Genomic DNA, 17326 nt, shown 5'->3' on the forward strand with positions numbered 1-17326 from the left:
CGCGAAATCGGCGCGCAACTGCCGTCGCACAGCATGGGAGCATCACCTGTCAATCGACAGGTATTCGAGTCCCTGTCCGCGGAAGGTCGCGCCCATGAGTGCCCCGGAACCATCCCCGATCCACCTCGCTCCAGCCCACCAGAACCACAAGCTCTACCGCCAGGAACTGCACCGCGGTGTCGGCTCCTTCGCCTCGTTCGCCGCAGGCTTCTCGTTCGTCTCCATCCTCACCACGGTGTTCCAGCTCTTCGGGCTGGGCTTCGGCCTCGGCGGAGCCGCCTTCTTCTGGACCTGGCCGCTCGTGTTCGCGGGACAGTTGCTCGTGGCGCTCAACTTCGCCCAGCTCGCGGCGCGCTGGCCTATCGCCGGCTCGATCTTCCAATGGGCCTGCCGACTGGCCGGCACGACCTTCGGCTGGTTCACCGGCTGGGTCATGATCGTCGCCCAGACGCTGACCGTCGCCGTCGCCGCGATCGCCGTGCAGGCGGTTTTGCCGGCCATCTGGGACGGCTTCCAGATCGTCGGCGGACCGACCGCCGACCCCTCGCTCGCCTCACCGACCGGCGCCCAGAACGCGGTGCTGCTCGGCGTGATGCTGTTGGTGATCACCACCGTCGTGAACATCCTCAGCGTGCGCATCATGGCTCTCGCCACGAGCGTCGGCGTGCTGATCGAGATCGTCGGAGTGGCCGTGCTGGTCACCGCCCTGCTGCTGCTTCCCGCTCGAAGCCCGTCTGTGGTGTTCACGACCGAGGGAACCTCCCCGTCGGACTCCCCCTACATCTGGGCCTTCCTCGCCTCGTCGCTGATGGCCGCCTACGTGCTCGTGGGCTTCGACTCGGCCGGTGAGCTCGCCGAAGAGACGCACGCGCCGCGCAAGACGATCCCCAAGACGATCATCCGAGCGGTCGTGGTGTCGGGCCTCGGCGGCGCACTGCTGATCATCGCGGCTCTGGTCGCGGCCCCGAGCCTCACCGACGGAAGCCTCGCCGGCGGCGGAATCGCCTACGTCGTGACCGAGCGCCTCGGCCCGATCTTCGGCCGACTTCTGCTCGTGGCCGTCGCCGTCGCCGTCTTCGCCTGCACCCTGGCGGTGCAGACATCCGGCTCGCGCATGATGTTCTCGATGGCCCGCGAGCGCGCGCTGCCGTTCTGGCGCACGCTCGCCGCGGTGTCGCCTCGAACGGGCACTCCCATCGCCACCAGCGTCGTCGTCGGCGTCGGCGCGGCCCTCGCCCTGGCGGTCAACTTTGGGCAGGCCGCCATCTTCACGGCCCTCTCGAGCCTCTGCATCGCGATGCTCTACCTCGCTTACCTCGGAGTCACGGTGCCGCTGCTCGTTCGTCGCCTCAAAGCACCCGACCAGGGCTTTCCTCCCGGCGTCGACGAGACGGGCAAGCCGCTGTTCAGCCTGGGCAAGTGGGGCATTCCGGTGAACATCATCGCCGTCGTGTACCAGATCGGCATGGTCATCAACCTGGTCTGGCCCCGCGCCGAGATCTACGACCTCACTGGCGAGACCTGGTGGCTGCAGTGGAGCGCCCTGCTCTTCATCGGCGCGACCCTCGTCGTCGGCTTCCTCGTTCACCGGCACGCTCACACCCGGCACGGCGCCATCAGCCTGGGCCACCTGCCGATGTCGGCGAAGCCGAGCGGCGCGCCCGCCGAGGCTGGCGCAGTCGCAACGATCGCCTAGCCCGGCCGCCTAGCTCGGTCGCCTAGCCCGGACACCTAGACCCACCGCCTGGGCCGCGTCGCACGGATGCCGTGACGCGGCCCGACAGCACCCGCACCACCCGAAAGAGAGCACCACCGCCATGACCTCGATTGCCGACGATCACCAGACCGACAGCGTGCTGGCGGCGCGGGCCGACGCCCGAGCCCAGGCCGCCCGCACCGCCGACTACATGCCCTACCGACCGGCATCCACGTCGCCGGTGGTGCCCGACGGGGTCGATCGCGACAGCCTGGTCTGGGCCGAGACGGTGGCGCCCGGCGGCTACACCCATCGGGTCATCGCGCGCGGCACCCGGCTGCGTCTCGATGACCCGACGGGAAGTGCCTGCGCCCACGTCATTCTATACAACGCGCTCGAGACGAACGAGCGGCTGAACGTGGCCGACACGATCAAGATCCCGTGGCAGGCGTACCTCGGCATGGGTCATCCGTTGCTCTCGGGAGACGGAAGGGCGCTGGCGAGCATCACCGCCGACACCTCCGGCCGGCACGACACGTTCTGCGGCACCAGCACCGACGAATCCGCGACGGCAAAGTACGGATCGGCAGCGCCCGAGGGGCCGTCGCCATCCGGCCGCTCGCGCTTTCTGCTCGCCGCCGCCAAGCACGGGCTCACCGGGCGCGACCTGCCGCCCAGCGTCTCGTTTTTTCAGGGCGTGCACGTCGAGGCGGATGGCGGGCTCACATTCACGGGGAGCGCCGGCGAGGGCACGCACGTCGAGCTCGTGGCCGAGCTTCCCCTGCTCGTGCTGATCGTCAACGTGCCGCATCCACTCGATCCGGCAGACGACTACCTGGTCGGGCCCCTCCTCGTGCACGCCTGGCCGGGCGAGCCCACCCTGCCCGGAGACCCGCAGTTCACCGCGACCCCCGAGGTGAATCGCGCATATCTCAACTCGATCGACTACGCGGAGGCCCGAGGACTATGACTGCCACCACAAGCACGCCAACAAGCACCACCACGCACACCGTGGGCGACCGCGTCATCGAGACGACAGTTCCGGTCGGCGCGCACTACTCAGACGGCACTATCCTCGACCCGAACGGCCCACTCGCGAGCGGAGCCGGAGCCGGAGCCCACGCCCACGCCCACGCCCACGCCGACGCCCACACGATCGTGATCGACGAGACCGTCGCACCGCTCGCCCCCTGGTCGGCTCGACTCCTCGCCGGCCAGACCCTCACGATCGTAGATGTCGGTGGCAATCAGTCCGCGGACTTTCTGGTCTACAACGCGCACGACACGCTCGAGCGCTACTCGACCCCCGACACCCTGGCCTGGCAGCAGAACGCATACCTCAGGGAGGGGTCGATCCTGCGTTCGAACCTCGGCCGCCCCTTGATGACCGTGACCGGCAACGAGATCGACCGCCAAGACACGATCGGCGGCGCCTGCTCCAAGGAGTCGAACACGCTGCGCTACGGCTTTCACACCGAACACCAGCACGGCTGCCGCGAGAACTTCCTTTCCGAAGCAGCGCGACACGGTCTGGGCGCCCGCGACCTCGTCTCGAACATCAACTGGTTCATGAACGTGCCGGTCGAGGCCGACGGCACCCTCGGCATCGTCGACGGCATGTCTGCCCCCGGTAAGCGCGTGGCGCTGCGGGCCGAGATGGACGTGCTCGTGATCGTCTCGAACTGCCCGCAGATGAACAACCCCTGCAACGACTTCAACTGCACTCCGCTGCGAATGATCGTGACCAGCCCGGCGCTCACGACGAAAGAGAACCACGCATGACCCCCGCCTTCGACACCCTGCTCATCGCCAACCGAGGCGAGATCGCTCGCCGCATCATCCGCTCGGCTCGCACCCTCGGCCTTCGAACGGTGGCGGTCTACTCCGATGCCGACCGCGCCGCTCCCCACGTTCGCGAGGCCGACGAGGCCGTGCGGCTCGGGCCGGCGCCCGCCAAGGAGTCCTACCTCGACATCGACACGATCCTCGAGGTCTCCGAGCGACTGGGCGTGGGCGCGATCCACCCCGGCTACGGCTTTCTCTCTGAGAACCTCGACTTCGCTCGTCGCATCGAGGCCGCCGGCATGAGCTTCATCGGCCCCACCGCCGACCAGATCGCATCGTTCGGCGAGAAGCACACGGCCAGAGAGCTGGCCGCCCGCGCCGGAGTTCCCATGTTGGCCGGCACCGGACTTCTCTCCTCGGCCGACGAGGCCGTCGCCGAGGCCGAGCGCATCGGCCTGCCCGTGATGCTCAAGGCCACGGGCGGCGGCGGCGGAATCGGCATGCAGGCCTGCACGAGCATCGACGAGGTGCGCGAGGCCTACGACCGGGTCGCCCGCCTCGGCGAGAAGAACTTCGGCTCGGCCGGAGTGTTTCTCGAGCGCCTCGTGCGCCCTGCCCGCCACGTCGAGGTGCAGCTCTTCGGCGCCGGCGACGGCCGCGTCGCCGTGATCGGCGACCGCGACTGCTCACTGCAGCGACGCAACCAGAAGGTCATCGAAGAGGCGCCCGCTCCCGCGCTTCCGGATGCCGTGCGGCGGCAACTGCACGATTCCGCCCGGTCGCTGGCGGCATCCGTCTACTACCGCTCGGCGGGCACGGTCGAATTCGTCTACGACCCGGTGCGCGAGGAAGCCTCTTTTCTCGAGGTGAACACCCGCCTGCAGGTCGAGCACCCGGTCACCGAGGAGGTCTACGGCGTCGACCTCGTGGCCATGATGCTGCGACTCGCCCGCGACGGCGCCGACGGCATCGATCCGGAAATCTTCACGACAGCATTCGCTCCGAGCGGCCACGCCTTCGAGGCGCGTGTCTACGCCGAAGACCCCGATAAGAACGGTCTGCCCAGCTCGGGACTCGTCACCCACGCGGCGTTCCCCGGCTTCGGCGCCGCCGAGCTCAGCGGCGTGCGCGTCGACGGCTGGATCGAGACCGGCCTCGAGGTCTCGCCCTACTACGACCCCATGCTCGCGAAGGTGATCGCCGCGGCTCCTAGTCGCGACACCGCGCTCGACCTGCTGCGCGAGGGGCTCGACGCCAGCCGCGTCGACGGCGTCGTCACCAACCTCGGCCTGCTGCGCGCGCTCACCGACGAGACGGGCCTGCGCGCCGCCGTGCACTCCACCTCCACGCTCGATCAGACGGCAGACCCCGACCCCCGCATCGATGTTATGGATGCCGGAGCGATGACGACGGTGCAGGATCTGCCCGGGCGCACCGAATACTGGCAGATCGGCGTGCCGCCGAGCGGCCCGATGGACTCTGTCTCGTTCTCTGAGGCGAACCTCGCCGTCGGCAATCCCGCGGGAGCGCCCGCGCTCGAGATCACCGCCACCGGCCCGACCCTGCGATTCAGCGCGCCGAGCCTGATCGCCCTGACCGGCGCACCGGCATCCGCCACCCTCGACGGCGTCGAGGTGCCGTTCTGGGAGCCGGTCGAGGCGGCCGCGGGCAGCGTGCTGACCATCGGCACGCTGCACGGCCCGGGCCAGCGCGCCTACCTCGCCGTGCGCGGAGGCATCGACGTTCCCCTCTATCTCGGCAGCGCGTCCACCTTCACGCTCGGCCAGTTCGGCGGGCACGCCGGCCGCGCCCTGCTACCCGGCGACGTGCTGCGTCCCGGCTCGCCCGATTCGGATGCCGAGCATCCGGCTTTCGCGAGCGGCACGCGCCTGTCGCTGGTCGGCGGCCCGACCCCGGCCGAGCGTCGGCCCGCGCTGACCACGAGCTGGCAGATCGGCGTGACCGAGGGGCCGCACGGCGCCCCCGACTTCTTCACCCGCGCCGACCTCGACGTCTTCTATGCGACCGACTACGCGGTGCACTACAACTCGGCCCGAACCGGCGTGCGGCTTGACGGGCCGCGCCCGGAGTGGGCGCGGGAAGACGGTGGCGAGGCGGGCCTGCACCCCTCGAACATCCACGACAACCCCTACGCCGTGGGCGCCATCGACTTCACCGGCGACACCCCGATCATCCTCGGTCCTGACGGCCCCAGCCTCGGCGGCTTCGTCTGCCCGGCCGTGGTCGCCAGCGGCGAGCTGTGGAAGCTCGGCCAGCTGCGCCCCGGAGACACGATCCGCTTCGTTCCCGTGCGAGAGGCCGACGCGGCCGCGCTCGACTCCGACCGCGCCTCGTTCAGCGTCAGGAGCTCGGGCGGTGACGGCGACGACGGCGTGATAGACCGGCTCGAAGCAACCGAGGCGCGCCCCTCGGTGACCTATCGCCGCGACGGCGACGACAATCTGCTCGTCGAGTACGGCGACCTCACGCTCGACCTCGGGTTGCGGATGCGCGTGCACGCGCTGATGGAGAGACTGCAGAGCGAGTCGCCCCGCGGCGTGCTCGAGCTGACCCCCGGCATCCGCTCGCTGCAGATCCACACCGACTCCTCCGAGCTGAAGGCCACCGCGCTGGCCGGCCTGCTGCGCGAGCTGGAGAACGATATTCCTGCCACGCACGAGCTCGTCGTGCCCTCGCGCACGGTGCGACTGCCGCTGTCATGGGATGACCCCGCGACGCATCTCGCTATCGAGCGCTACATGAACGGCGTGCGCGCCGACGCTCCCTGGACCCCCTCGAACATCGACTTCATCCGCCGCATCAACGGCCTCGACTCGGTCGACGACGTGATGAAGACCGTGTTCGACGCCACCTACCTGGTACTCGGACTCGGAGACGTCTACCTCGGCGCCCCCGTGGCCACGCCGCTCGACCCGCGGCACCGACTCGTGACCACCAAGTACAACCCGGCTCGCACGTGGACGGCGGAGAACTCGGTCGGCATCGGCGGCGCCTACATGTGCATCTACGGCATGGAGGGGCCGGGCGGCTACCAGTTCGTCGGCCGCACCGTGCAGGTCTGGAACAGATTCCGCCGCGGCGGCCTGTTCCAGGAGAACCCGTGGGCGCTGCGCTTCTTCGACCGCATCGAGTGGTACCCGGTCGGCGCCGACGAACTGCTCGAGCTGCGCGCCGAGACCGATGCCGGCCGCGGACACTACGAGACCCAAGAGGGAACGTTCGCGATCGCCGACTACCAGCGCTTCCTCGCCGAGAACGCCGGCTCGATCGCCGACTTCCGCGAAACGCAGGCCCGCGCGTTCAGCGAGGAGAAGGAGCGCTGGCGCGCATCCGGCGAATTCGACGTGCGGCCCGACGAGAAGGCGGCCGCACCGGTCGACGCGGTCGTCGTCGCCGAGGGCTCGGTCGGAGTTGCAGCTCCCTTCACCTCGACCGTGTGGCAGATCGGCGTCGAGCCGGGCCAGGCGGTGAGCGCCGGAGAGAAGCTCATGGCGCTCGAGGCCATGAAGATGGAGTCGGCGGTCGTCGCCGCGTCCGACGGCGTCGTGGGCGAGATCCACGTGCGTCCCGGCGACCAGGTCTCGCCCGGCCAGATTCTCATCTCGATCATCGGAGCAGCAGCATGAGCACCAGCACCGCCGTCGACAGGGTCACTGCCGCCTACGCGCGCATCCGCACCGTCGATCGTCCCGAGATCTGGATCAGCCTGCGCGACGAGCAGGATGCGCTCGACGAGGCCGCGTCGATCGACGCTCGCGTCGCAGCGGGTGAGATTCTGCCGCTGGCCGGAACGGTGGCCGCGGTCAAAGACAATATCGACGCCGCCGGCTTCGACACGACCGCCGCCGCGCCCAGCTACCGCTATCGTCCGGATGCGGACTCGACCGCGGTCAGCCGGCTTCGCGAGGCCGGCTCGGTGGTCATCGGCAAGACCAACCTCGACCAGTTCGCCACCGGGCTCGCGGGCACCCGCAGCCCCTTCGGCGCCGTGCGCAACGCGTGGCGGCCCGATCGCATCTCGGGCGGCTCCAGCTCGGGGTCCTCCGTGGCTGTCGCTCTCGGCATCGTCGATGTCGCGCTCGGCACCGACACCGCGGGCTCGGGCAGAGTGCCCGCCGCCCTCAACGGCATCGTCGGCGTCAAGCTCACTCGCGGCCGCATCCCGACCACGGGCGTCGTGCCCGCCTGCCGCACCCTCGACTGCGTCACCGTCTTCGCCCGCGAGGCCGGGCTCGCCTACAACACGGCAGAGTTGCTCGCCGGCCCTGACGGCATCGACCCGTTGGAGCGCACCCTCGACGAGGCGGCACGCGCCACCGCAACCGCGCTTCCCGCGCGCCCCCGCGTCGGCGTCCCGACCGCAGAGCATCTGGATGGCCTCGCCCCGGGTTGGGCCGACGCGTTCCACGCGGCGGCGGGTCGACTCGCGGCCACCGGCGTGGAGATCGTCGAGGTCGACATCGCTCCCCTGCTGCAGGCAGCGCGGATGCTCTACGAGTCGTCGTTCGTGGCCGAGCGCTACGCGGCCGTCGGCGAGCACATCGACGCGCACCGCGGGCTCATCGGAACCGACCTCGACCCGTCGGTGTCTGCGATCGTGCTCGGCGGCGCCGACCGCACGGCAGTCGAGCTCTACCGCGATCGCGAACAGCTCGACCGGCTCGGTGCAGACGCCCGAGCCGCGCTCTCCGGGTGCGACGCCCTGCTCACCCCGACCACCACGTGGCATCCGACACTCGCCGAGATCGCGGCCGACCCGATCGGTGGCAACAGCCGCATGGGGCGCTACACGAACTTCGCCAATCTGCTCGACATGGCCTCGACCGCGGTGCCCGCCGGTGTCGTCGACGGCCTGCCCTTCGGTGTGATGATCACCGCTCCGGCCTTCCACGACCTCGCCGTGCACCAGCTGGCCGAGCGGATGCTCTCTCCGTCGATCGAGATCCTCGTCATCGGGGCACACCTCAGCGATCAGCCCCTCAATCACCAGCTCGTCTCAGCGGGCGGCTCATTCGTGCGCAGCGTCACCACCAGCGCCGACTACGCGCTCTTCGCCCTCGACACCACCCCACCCAAGCCCGGCCTGCTTCGGGTGGCCGGCGGCGGAGCATCCGTGGCCGGCGAGATCTGGTCGCTGCCGGCATCCGGATTCGGCACGTTCGTCGCGGCCCTGCCCGCACCGATGACCATCGGGCGGGTCACCCTCGCCGACGGCAGCTCCGTGTCGGGCTTTCTCTGCGAGCCCATCGCGACCGAGGGCGCCGAGAACATCAGCGCCCACGGAGGCTGGTTGGCGTGGCAGCGATCCCGAGCGGGCGCATGACCTCTGCGCCCGGCGAGTGAGAGCATGGGTCGTATGAGTTCTGTCACGACGTCGGGCAAGGCCGGCAGGCCCCGGGCCAGCGCGCCCAAGCAGAATTCCGCTCTGAGTGCGCGCGAGCAGATCCTCGACGCGGCGGCGGCGCTGTTCTCGGAGACCGGATTCTCGGGGTCGTCGACGCGCGCCATCGCCGACCGCGTGGGCATCCGGCAGCAGTCGCTCTACTACCACTTCGCCGGCAAAGACGAGATTCTCGCCGAGCTGCTCAGCGGATCGGTGCGACCGAGTATCGAGTTCGTGCAGCGCATCGAGGAACGCGTGCCCGACGAGATCACGCCGGCGGGCGCGCTGTTCGCTCTGGCCAGCATCGACGCGCGCACCCTGCGGCAGACCCCGCACAACATCGGCACGCTCTATCTGCTCCCCGAGATCCAGGAGTCGCGCTACGACGCGTTCCGCATCGAGCGCGAGCAGCTGCGCGCGAGCTACGGCCGACTCGGCATCGCCGCGGCGCACCCCGACGTGGCGGCGACGATGGGCGAAGACCGCATCGGTGCCATTCTGATCCAGCTCGCCGAGCTCGTCATCCGGCTGCGTCGCGACGGCGACATCGCAGCGACTCCCGAAGACGACGACACGACGATCGCGGCATCGTGCCTGCGCGTCCTCGGGCTGTCGTCGGCCGAGATCGCAGCGGCCCGCGATGAGGCGAGCGCCGTGACCGAACTCGTCCCGGCCCTATGACATCAAGGGCAGCCGACCCACGATCTTGTCGATGCGGTTCTTCGGCCCGACGAGGCTGACGGCCAGATACTCGATCTCGTCGGCGCCAACCGACAACATAGCGCCGAGATACTCGTCGTAGACCCGGGTGGTCTGGGCGGCCTCGGGCATGTCCGCCACGAAGGTCGCCTCGTGCGCCTCACCTTTCGCCCGAATGGCTCGCAGGGTCTCGGCGTCGGCGGTCAAGACCGAGCAGCCGGCCCAGGGCAGACCCGGATGCGTCTGGCCGGCCGCATCCACAGCATCCGGCCCGAGAAGGCCGCCCACCGCCGCGACCGTCGCGCCCGCCACGCACACCGCGGCGTTGACCGCTCGCCCGGCGGGAATCGAGTCGTTGATCACGACGACCCACTTCAAACGCGCAGCTCTCGTGGGAGCAGAGGTGTCGATCTCATCGTCGGTGAAGCCGATTGCAGAGGGCAGGGAGTCAGGCATGAGTGCTCCGGATCGTGTGTGAACAGCAATACCGGCACAGCGTACGATCATCGATAGGTGCGGCGCTGGAATTCCGTACTTAATGCGGTGGAGGAGAGCGTATGGCCGACATGGACGAACTAGACCTCGCGATTCTTCGAGAATTGCAGTCAGATGCACGCAAGACGAATCGCGACCTGGCCGCCTCTGTCGGCGTCTCACCCACCACCGCCCTCGAGCGCACACGCAGCCTCCGTGCACGCGGCATCATCACGGGCGCCAGCCTCGAAGTAGACCTGGGTTCGATCGGCCGAGGCGTGCAGGCACTGGTGGCGGTCCGCATCCGGCCACCCTCGCGCGAGGTGATCGAGGCGTTTCGCGACTGGGTGAGCGGGCTACCCGAGACCCTCGGCGTCTTCGTCACCACCGGCAACGATGACTTCATCATCCACGTCGGCGTGCGCCACAACGACGACCTATACGCCTTCGTCATCGACCGGCTCACCCAGCGCCGCGAGGTGGCCGATGTGAGAACGACCGTGGTCTACGAGCACATCCGCAACAGGGCTGTGGTGCCGGCGGGGTCGACGACAGGTCAGGGCAAGCGAGGCTCGTAGTCGGCAGCTATGCCCCTCGCGGCAGGATCACCCACACGCTCGCGCCGCCGAGAGGCGAGGTGTCGATGCCGATGCTGCCGCCGTGCGCATCCACGATTCGGCGGCAGGTCGAGAGTCCGATACCGAGACCGGGAGTCTCACTCGAGACGTTACGCTCCATCAGGCCGAACACGCGCTCGCGCTGGTCATCGGGAACGCCGGGGCCGTTGTCATCGACCGTGATGCGCCACGTGCCATCCAGCGCGTAGGCCTTCACTTCGACCTTCGGGTCGACACCCGCGGCGTGACTGAACTTCACCGCGTTCGCGACCACGTTCTGAAACAGCGCGCGCAGCAGGGTCGGGTCTCCCGACACCCGCGCGTCGGCGTCGACAGACACGACGGTCTCGGTGATACGGATCGCCTGATCGAGGTCGTCGAGCACAGCGGTCATCAGCTCGTCGAGATCGATCTCTTCTCGCCGCGGGCGCGATCCGCCGAGACGCGCGAAATCGAGCAGGTCGGCGATCATGCTGTCCATGCGCGTGGCGGCCGCATCCGCCCGAAAGAGAGCGGCGGCGACCATCGGCGCCGCCACCACCTCGGGGCTGTCGGCGGCGAGTTCGATGAAGCCGGCGACAGCGGTGAGCGGATTGCGCAGGTCATGACTGACCTGACCGGCAAAGCGTTCGAGCTGCTCATTCGATCTCTCGAGCTCGCGGGTGGCCCGACGCAGCTCGAGCACATCGACGATCTGGCGCGCGATCAGCGCAAGACAGCCGCTGAGCTCGTCGGTGAGATCGCGGGTGACATCGTCGAAGATGCAGATGGTTCCGATGGGCACGCCCGCGGGCGTGATGAGGGGACTCGACGCGTAGAAGCGCACATTGGCGAGGGCGCCGGTCACGAACGGGTTGGATGCGAAACGGTCGTCGTTCGTCGCATCAGGCACCACGAGCAGGCCCGGCGTCTGAAGGGCCACCGCGCACATCGACTCCTCGATCGAGCACACCGAGGGCTCGAAGCCGGCGGCCGCGACCTGGTACTGATTCTCGTCGTCGATCAGGTTGATCACCGCGGTCGGAACCGCGCACAGAGTCGCGGCGAGTTGAGCGAGACCCTGCAGGTCTTCCTCGGGAGATGCTCCGAGAATCTCGTACTGCGCGATCGCATCGCGTCGGGTCACGTTCTGCACTGTCGACACTGAATCCCCCATGCACCGGCTGTGGTGCGTCACTGGCCATTCTTCCAAGGTTCGAGGAATTTCGCTCAGTTTCGTCGCGACCGGGCCAAGGTCGATTGGGCTACCGCTCCGCGACTCCCGCTCCGCGACTCCCGCTCGGCACCATCGGCATACGCTTGATCGGTGAGAGTCGTCTGCTCGTTCGTCGGCGGCGCCGGGCATCTGGTGCCGCAGCTTCCCCTGCACAAAGTACTCGCTGAGGCGGGGCACCGGCTGACTCTGGTCGGGCGACAGTCAGGCATTGCGGTCGCCTCAGAGGCGCTCTACGACAGCATCGTTGTTCGGCCAGACCCGCGAGCGACACCCTCCCGCGACATCGCTCCGCTCGTGCCGGTCGACATCGGCACCGAGCTCGCCGTGGTGTCCGACTACTTCGCCGGACGCGCAGCGGAGGACTCTTTCGATTCCGTGATCGCCACCCTGGCCGGAGCGTCTCTCGTCATCTGCGACGAACTCGACTTCGGCGCGATCGCCGCTGCCGATGTCGCCGGTGTTCCTGTCGTGGTGGTCTCGGTGATCGCAACGGGCGCCCTGGTCCGGCCGTCACTCGTCGCCGCATCCGTTTCGGCGATGCGCCAACGTCACGGAATCACGGGCGCTCCCCGGCTCCGCGGCGACCTATTCGTCGTGCCGTTCGCGCCCTCGATGCGGCAGGCCGCATCCGGCGAATGGGCCGACGGCCCCGATACCGTCTGGATGCGCCCGGACCCCGCGAACCCGCAACCGCAGAGCGCGGCCCCGGCCACCGACGGCTCGGTCGTGGTGACCCTCGGCACGGAGTTCAACACGGAGTCGGGCGATCTCTTCGACCGCATCCTGGCGGCACTGAGCACGATCGACACACCCGCAGTCGTCGCCGTCGGGCGCGATCTAGACCCGGATCGCTTCGGCCCCCAGCCGTCGCACATCCGCGTCGAGCGATACGTCGACCTGGGCGCCCTGATTCCGCGGGCGGAAGTAATGCTGCATCACGGCGGTAGCGGGGTGTTCACCGCCGCGGCTCTGGGCGGAGCGCCGCAGCTCGTCTTTGCGATGGGTGCCGATCAGCCTTTCACCGCCAATCGGGTCACTGCTTTAGAGGTGGGCCTAGCCATGGATGCGATGACGTCGACCCCCGAGCAGATACGCGACGCGATCCGGCAGCTTCGCCGCAACGATGCTGTTCGCGCCAGAACGGGCGCGCTGCGCGACGAGCTGCTCAGCCTGCCGAATGCAGAGTCCCTGCTGCCCGCACTGACCGCACTGACCTGACTCCAACGCGCCATTGGCGGGCGAGCGCGCCATGCTGAACGGCGCGCGTGCCCGGTAACGGCGCGCTCGCTGCGCGCGGCTCAATGCGCACTGCTCGCCCGCCGCGGCCCGGGGCGTAGCTGGCAGAATGGCCCGATGCCCGACTCCGTCAGCCCCGAACCGGCCGCGCCAGAACCCGCCCTCGTCCCCGAGCTCCTCGTCACCGACCTCGATACGAGCCTCGCCTTCTGGCGCGACATCTGCGGGTTCGCCGTCTTGTACGACCGGCCCGAAGAGGGCTTCGCCTACATCACGCACGGCTCCGCACACCTCATGCTCGAGGAGATCGGCGACGGTCGGCATTGGATCACAGGCCCGCTCGAGGTGCCGTTCGGTCGGGGCATCAACTTCCAGATCAGCGTTCCGGATGCCGACGGCCTCGCCGCCTCGATGTCCGCGGCGGACATCCCGTTCTACCTGCCGCTCGAAACCACCTGGTATCGCGTCGGCGACGAAGAAACCGGTGTAACGCAGTTCATCGTCGCCGATCCCGACGGATACCTCGTGCGCTTTCAGTCGTCGCTGGGCCGCCGCCCGCTGCGCGTCAGCGAGGCGTAGGAGGCACCAGCCCGGCGTCCGCGAGCGCCGTGATCTCAAATGCACAAGAACTGTTGCGCAATGGTTCTTGTGTAGTTACGGTGGGGCTATGACCCCCGCACACGAAGGCCACAGTCCGCTGACCTCGGCCGCCTCGATGCGCGTCCTCGCGCATCCGACCAGACTCACCCTGCTCGGCCTTCTGCGTGAGCGCGGGCCACAGACGGCCGCGCAGCTCGGCGATATCGTCGACGAGGCACCGGGCACGGTCAGCTACCACTTGGCCAAGCTCGCATCCATCGACCTCATCGAACCGGCCGAGCCGCAGAGCGCCGACAAGCGGGAGCGCTGGTGGAAGGCGGCCGCTCCGCTCACCAGCTGGGACATGGCCGAGCTGCTCGACGACCCGGAGAAGGCGGCCGCATCGTGGGCGCTGCAGAAGTCGATCGGGCAGGCGTATGCCGCCCGCTTCTCCGACTACATCGACGCCGCACCGACGATGCCGCGCGAATGGATCGAGGCCGGCGCGACGGGCGACCGCGTGCTGCGACTCACGGCGCACGAACTCGCCTCGCTGACCACCGAGGTCGAGGCTCTGGTCACTCGCTACGCCGAGACGAGCGCGGGTCGCACCGACTCCGACTCCGACACCGCGCCCGTGTCGGTGGTGTACCAGGCCTACCGCCGCCCGTGACCACCGCGCCGCCGACAGCATCCCGTGGCCAGCGACGGCGGGCATTCGGGTCACTGTCGGCCCTGCTCGCAGCCCACGCCATCTCGCAGACCGGCAACGTCATCACGACATTCGCCATCCCCTTCTACGTGCTCGGTCTCGGCGGATCCGGGGTCGAAGTGGGAATCGCCGCCTTCTTCTCCACCGTGCCGATCGTCGTGGGCGGAGCGCTCGGCGGGGTGGTCGTCGATCGCGTCGGGCATCGCCGAGCCGCCATCGTCGCCGACGTGATCAGCGGAGCCACCGTGCTGGCGGTCCCCTTGCTCGCGCTCACGGTCGGACTGCCGTTCTGGGCCCTTCTCGTTCTCGTCTTCGCCGGGGGCCTGCTCGACACCCCCGGCCAGACCGCGCGCCGGGTGATGCTGCCTCGGCTCACCGAACGCGCGGGCATTCCGCTCGAGCGCAGCGTCGGCCTGCTCGACGGCTCCGAGAGGCTGGCCCGTCTGATCGGCGCCACACTCGCCGGACTGCTCGTCGCACTGATGGGGCCGATCGCGGCGCTCTTCGTCAACGCGGCGACCTTCGCCGTCTCAGCCCTGCTCACCCGGGCCTTCGTGGCTGCTGCTCCCGTCGAGCCCGCTGCCGAGGCGAACGCGCTCGCTGCGCCGAGCGGCTACTGGAGGGACCTCGCCGCGGGGCTTCGCTTCGTCGTCCGCGATCCGCTCATGCGACTGATCGTCGCGCTGGTGCTGATCACGAACCTGATGGATGCCGCACGCAGCTCGTCCTTGCTGCCCCTGTACGCGAACGATCGGCTCGGCGGCGCGGCCGCGCTCGGCCTGCTCGTCGCGGTGATGGGCGGATGCGCGCTGCTTGGCAACATCGCTTTCGGATTCGTTGCGCATCGCGTCGGGCGTCGGGTGACACTCGCCGTGTGCTTCGCTCTGGCCGGGGGCCCGGCCAGCGCCGCGTTCGCCCTCGACGCTCCCCTTCCGGTACTGGTCGCGGCCACCGCTCTGGGAGGACTCGCCGCCGGGGCCGTCAACCCCATCCTCGGGGCGGTGCAACTCGAGCGGGTTCCGGAGCACATGCGAGGCCGGGTATTCGGCCTCGTGAATGCCGGGGCGTGGGCGGGGGTGCCTTTCGGAGCCTTACTCGGCGGAGTCGCTGCCGACACCATCGGACTCTCCTGGGCCTTCGGCATCATCGCGGTCGTCTACACGCTGGTCACCTTGACCCCGCTGCTCGGCGGCTCGTGGCGACAGATGGAGAGGCACCCCTCGCCCCGTGTCAGTTCGCGGGCACCACGTCCCAGTGCTCGCGAATGAGCTTGCCGTCGACGCGGAAGATGTCTGCCGCAAGGAACGGATCGCTCGCCTTCGCACCGGCGCTCTGGGAGAAGGTCCAGACGAGGTCGCCGTCGGAGAGCGAGATGGAGGACTCCTGGGCGGGGAACTTCGTGGAACCCGAGAAGAAGCCCTTGAGCGCAGCCGTGCCATTGGGGGCCACGGAGTTGTGCTGCAGGTAGTTCGGGTCGAACGAGGTGTCGAGCACCGACACGTCCTGGTCACGGAAGAGCGTGTTGTAGGCACCGACGGCGAAGGTGCGGTTCTGCTCCTCCTGGGCCTCGGACACGGATCCCGGCTTGGCGGCGTTGGCGTACAGGTCACTGAACATGGTGTTCGTGTTTCCGCTCGCCGGGGTGCCCGTCGGAATCGCCTGCGAGAACGACCACCGCTCGACGATCTTGCCGCCGGTCACGCGGAAGAGGTCGACCGCGGCCTCTCCGCTTCGCTCATCGTTGGGGTCGGAAGCGATCTGCCAGTGCACGGCCACGAGATCTCCGTCGGCCGCCTCGTGCTTGACAACCGCCTGCGCGTTGGCGACACGGGTGTGCGCCGCCGCGAACTGGTCGAGCAGTCCGCCGGGGCCCGCGGTGAGACCGGAACCGTGCGCCACTGCGTCGGGGGCGACCACGGCCTCCGCCTCGGCCTTGGCCTTCGCCGACGTGGGATCGGGGAAGACATCCGCGATGAGGGTGAGCACCGCCTTCTCGTTGGCCGATTCGACCGTCGAATTCGAGCGGTCCGCGTTCGTTCCGCCGCTCGAGGTCGTGTCGACCACCGCGGCCGCCGTCGGGCTGGATGACGTGTCGCCGGTCGATGAGGCCGAGCCGGCAGTCGAGCATCCGGCAAGAATGGCGACGCCCGCAACGGCTGCTGCCACTCGGGTGACCATGCTGAGGGTTCCTCTATTAGTTGTCATGACAACTATTCTTGCGACGCCGACTGGGAGTGGCCCTACAGTCCCGTGCGGTTCTCCCGTCAACGCTCGCGGTCACGGGCAACAACCAGGTTCGCCGCCGCCGCGCTCCCACCTCTGTATATGGACAACGTCATACTGGACAAATGACTCGCGCACTGGTGATCGTTGACATCCAACTCGACTACTTCGACGGGGGCGCCTTCCCGCTGGTCGGGCCGGATGCCGCAGCCGCCGCGGCCCGCTCGGTTCTCGACGGTTTCCGCGCATCCGGCGAGCCCATCGTGCACATCTTTCACGTCTCGACCGAGGCCGAGGCCCCCTTCTTCGTGAAAGGCACCCCGGGCATCGAGATCCACCCGCTGGTGGCGCCGGTCGGCGACGAGATCGTGCTCGAGAAGCACGAGCCCAACAGCTTCATCGGAACGGGACTTCAGCAGGTGCTGACCGACGAGGGGGTGACCGAGCTGGTCGTCGTCGGCATGATGAGCAGCATGTGCATCGACTCGACGACGCGCGCCGCCAGCGAACTGGGCTTCGAGGTCACCGTCGTCAGCGACGCCTGCGCCGCACCGGATCTCACCTTCGGCGACACGGTGATCCCGGGCGCCACGGTGCACGCGTCATTCATGGCCGCGCTCGACGGCAGCTTCGCCACGGTGTCGACGAGCGGCGAACTGCAGGACTAGGCCGCCTCGTCGACGAC

Annotated in this window: 15 protein-coding genes; 12 read left to right on the forward strand and 3 right to left on the reverse strand. The window is 68.9% G+C overall.

All coding sequences use genetic code 11. The features are described from left to right. Positions 1-94: 94 nt before the first annotated feature. The 6 genes from ASE64_RS10040 to ASE64_RS10065 all read left to right on the forward strand — a co-directional run bounded on the left by ASE64_RS10040 (position 95) and on the right by ASE64_RS10065 (position 9566). Complete coding sequence (locus ASE64_RS10040) at positions 95-1696, forward strand: APC family permease (RefSeq protein WP_055779490.1); 1602 nt, start codon at positions 95-97, stop codon at positions 1694-1696. A gap of 121 nt (positions 1697-1817) precedes the next feature. Next, the gene (locus ASE64_RS10045) at positions 1818-2666 is read left to right on the forward strand and encodes an urea amidolyase associated protein UAAP1 (protein WP_055779493.1); all 849 of its coding nucleotides are present in this window, start codon (positions 1818-1820) and stop codon (positions 2664-2666) included. Further along, positions 2663-3478, forward strand: a complete 816-nt coding sequence (locus ASE64_RS10050) for an urea amidolyase associated protein UAAP2 (RefSeq protein WP_082466085.1) — start codon at positions 2663-2665, stop codon at positions 3476-3478. The genes ASE64_RS10045 and ASE64_RS10050 overlap by 4 nt, the downstream gene beginning before the upstream one ends. Further along, positions 3475-7128, forward strand: coding sequence for an urea carboxylase (uca, locus tag ASE64_RS10055; protein ID WP_055779495.1), 3654 nt, complete (start codon positions 3475-3477; stop codon positions 7126-7128). Before ASE64_RS10050 ends, uca begins: the two co-directional genes overlap by 4 nt. Beyond that, positions 7125-8825 (forward strand): allophanate hydrolase, encoded by a 1701-nt coding sequence (locus ASE64_RS10060; RefSeq protein WP_055779499.1) that lies wholly within the window; start codon positions 7125-7127, stop codon positions 8823-8825. The genes uca and ASE64_RS10060 overlap by 4 nt, the downstream gene beginning before the upstream one ends. A 33-nt stretch (positions 8826-8858) precedes the next feature. Then, positions 8859-9566: a TetR/AcrR family transcriptional regulator gene (locus ASE64_RS10065; protein WP_055779502.1), complete on the forward strand. Its 708-nt coding sequence runs from the start codon at positions 8859-8861 to the stop codon at positions 9564-9566. Here the strand turns inward: ASE64_RS10065 and ASE64_RS10070 are convergent. Further along, the gene (locus ASE64_RS10070; protein WP_055779505.1) at positions 9561-10040 is read right to left on the reverse strand and encodes a DUF2000 domain-containing protein; all 480 of its coding nucleotides are present in this window, start codon (positions 10038-10040) and stop codon (positions 9561-9563) included. The genes ASE64_RS10065 and ASE64_RS10070 overlap by 6 nt on opposite strands. A gap of 101 nt (positions 10041-10141) precedes the next feature. On the opposite strand from ASE64_RS10070, the gene ASE64_RS10075 reads away from it, so the two are divergent. Then, a complete protein-coding gene (locus tag ASE64_RS10075; RefSeq protein WP_235480564.1) occupies positions 10142-10636 on the forward strand; it encodes an Lrp/AsnC family transcriptional regulator in 495 nt (164 codons plus the stop codon). A 7-nt stretch (positions 10637-10643) separates the two neighbouring features. Here ASE64_RS10075 and ASE64_RS10080 read toward each other — a convergent pair whose 3' ends face one another. Further along, positions 10644-11801, reverse strand: a complete 1158-nt coding sequence (locus ASE64_RS10080) for a sensor histidine kinase (protein ID WP_235480565.1) — start codon at positions 11799-11801, stop codon at positions 10644-10646. A gap of 180 nt (positions 11802-11981) precedes the next feature. On the opposite strand from ASE64_RS10080, the gene ASE64_RS10085 reads away from it, so the two are divergent. The 4 genes from ASE64_RS10085 (at position 11982) to ASE64_RS10100 (ending at position 15686) form a co-directional block, all read left to right on the forward strand. Continuing rightward, positions 11982-13109: a nucleotide disphospho-sugar-binding domain-containing protein gene (locus ASE64_RS10085; RefSeq protein WP_055779511.1), complete on the forward strand. Its 1128-nt coding sequence runs from the start codon at positions 11982-11984 to the stop codon at positions 13107-13109. A 135-nt stretch (positions 13110-13244) separates the two neighbouring features. Next, entirely contained in the window at positions 13245-13706 is a 462-nt protein-coding gene (locus ASE64_RS10090) for a bleomycin resistance protein (RefSeq protein WP_055779514.1), read from the forward strand. A gap of 88 nt (positions 13707-13794) precedes the next feature. Then, positions 13795-14379, forward strand: coding sequence for a winged helix-turn-helix domain-containing protein (locus ASE64_RS17785; RefSeq protein ID WP_055779517.1), 585 nt, complete (start codon positions 13795-13797; stop codon positions 14377-14379). Further along, on the forward strand, positions 14376-15686 hold the full coding sequence (locus ASE64_RS10100) for an MFS transporter (RefSeq protein ID WP_235480566.1): 1311 nt from the start codon (positions 14376-14378) through the stop codon (positions 15684-15686). The genes ASE64_RS17785 and ASE64_RS10100 overlap by 4 nt, the downstream gene beginning before the upstream one ends. Here the strand turns inward: ASE64_RS10100 and ASE64_RS10105 are convergent. Continuing rightward, positions 15649-16623: a nuclear transport factor 2 family protein gene (locus tag ASE64_RS10105; protein ID WP_055779520.1), complete on the reverse strand. Its 975-nt coding sequence runs from the start codon at positions 16621-16623 to the stop codon at positions 15649-15651. The genes ASE64_RS10100 and ASE64_RS10105 overlap by 38 nt on opposite strands. Positions 16624-16766: 143 nt before the next feature. On the opposite strand from ASE64_RS10105, the gene ASE64_RS10110 reads away from it, so the two are divergent. Next, positions 16767-17309, forward strand: a complete 543-nt coding sequence (locus tag ASE64_RS10110) for a cysteine hydrolase family protein (RefSeq protein WP_055779522.1) — start codon at positions 16767-16769, stop codon at positions 17307-17309. Positions 17310-17326 lie beyond the last annotated feature (17 nt).

Origin of the sequence: Agreia sp. Leaf210, from assembly GCF_001421485.1 — a bacterium.
GTDB lineage: Bacteria > Actinomycetota > Actinomycetes > Actinomycetales > Microbacteriaceae > Agreia.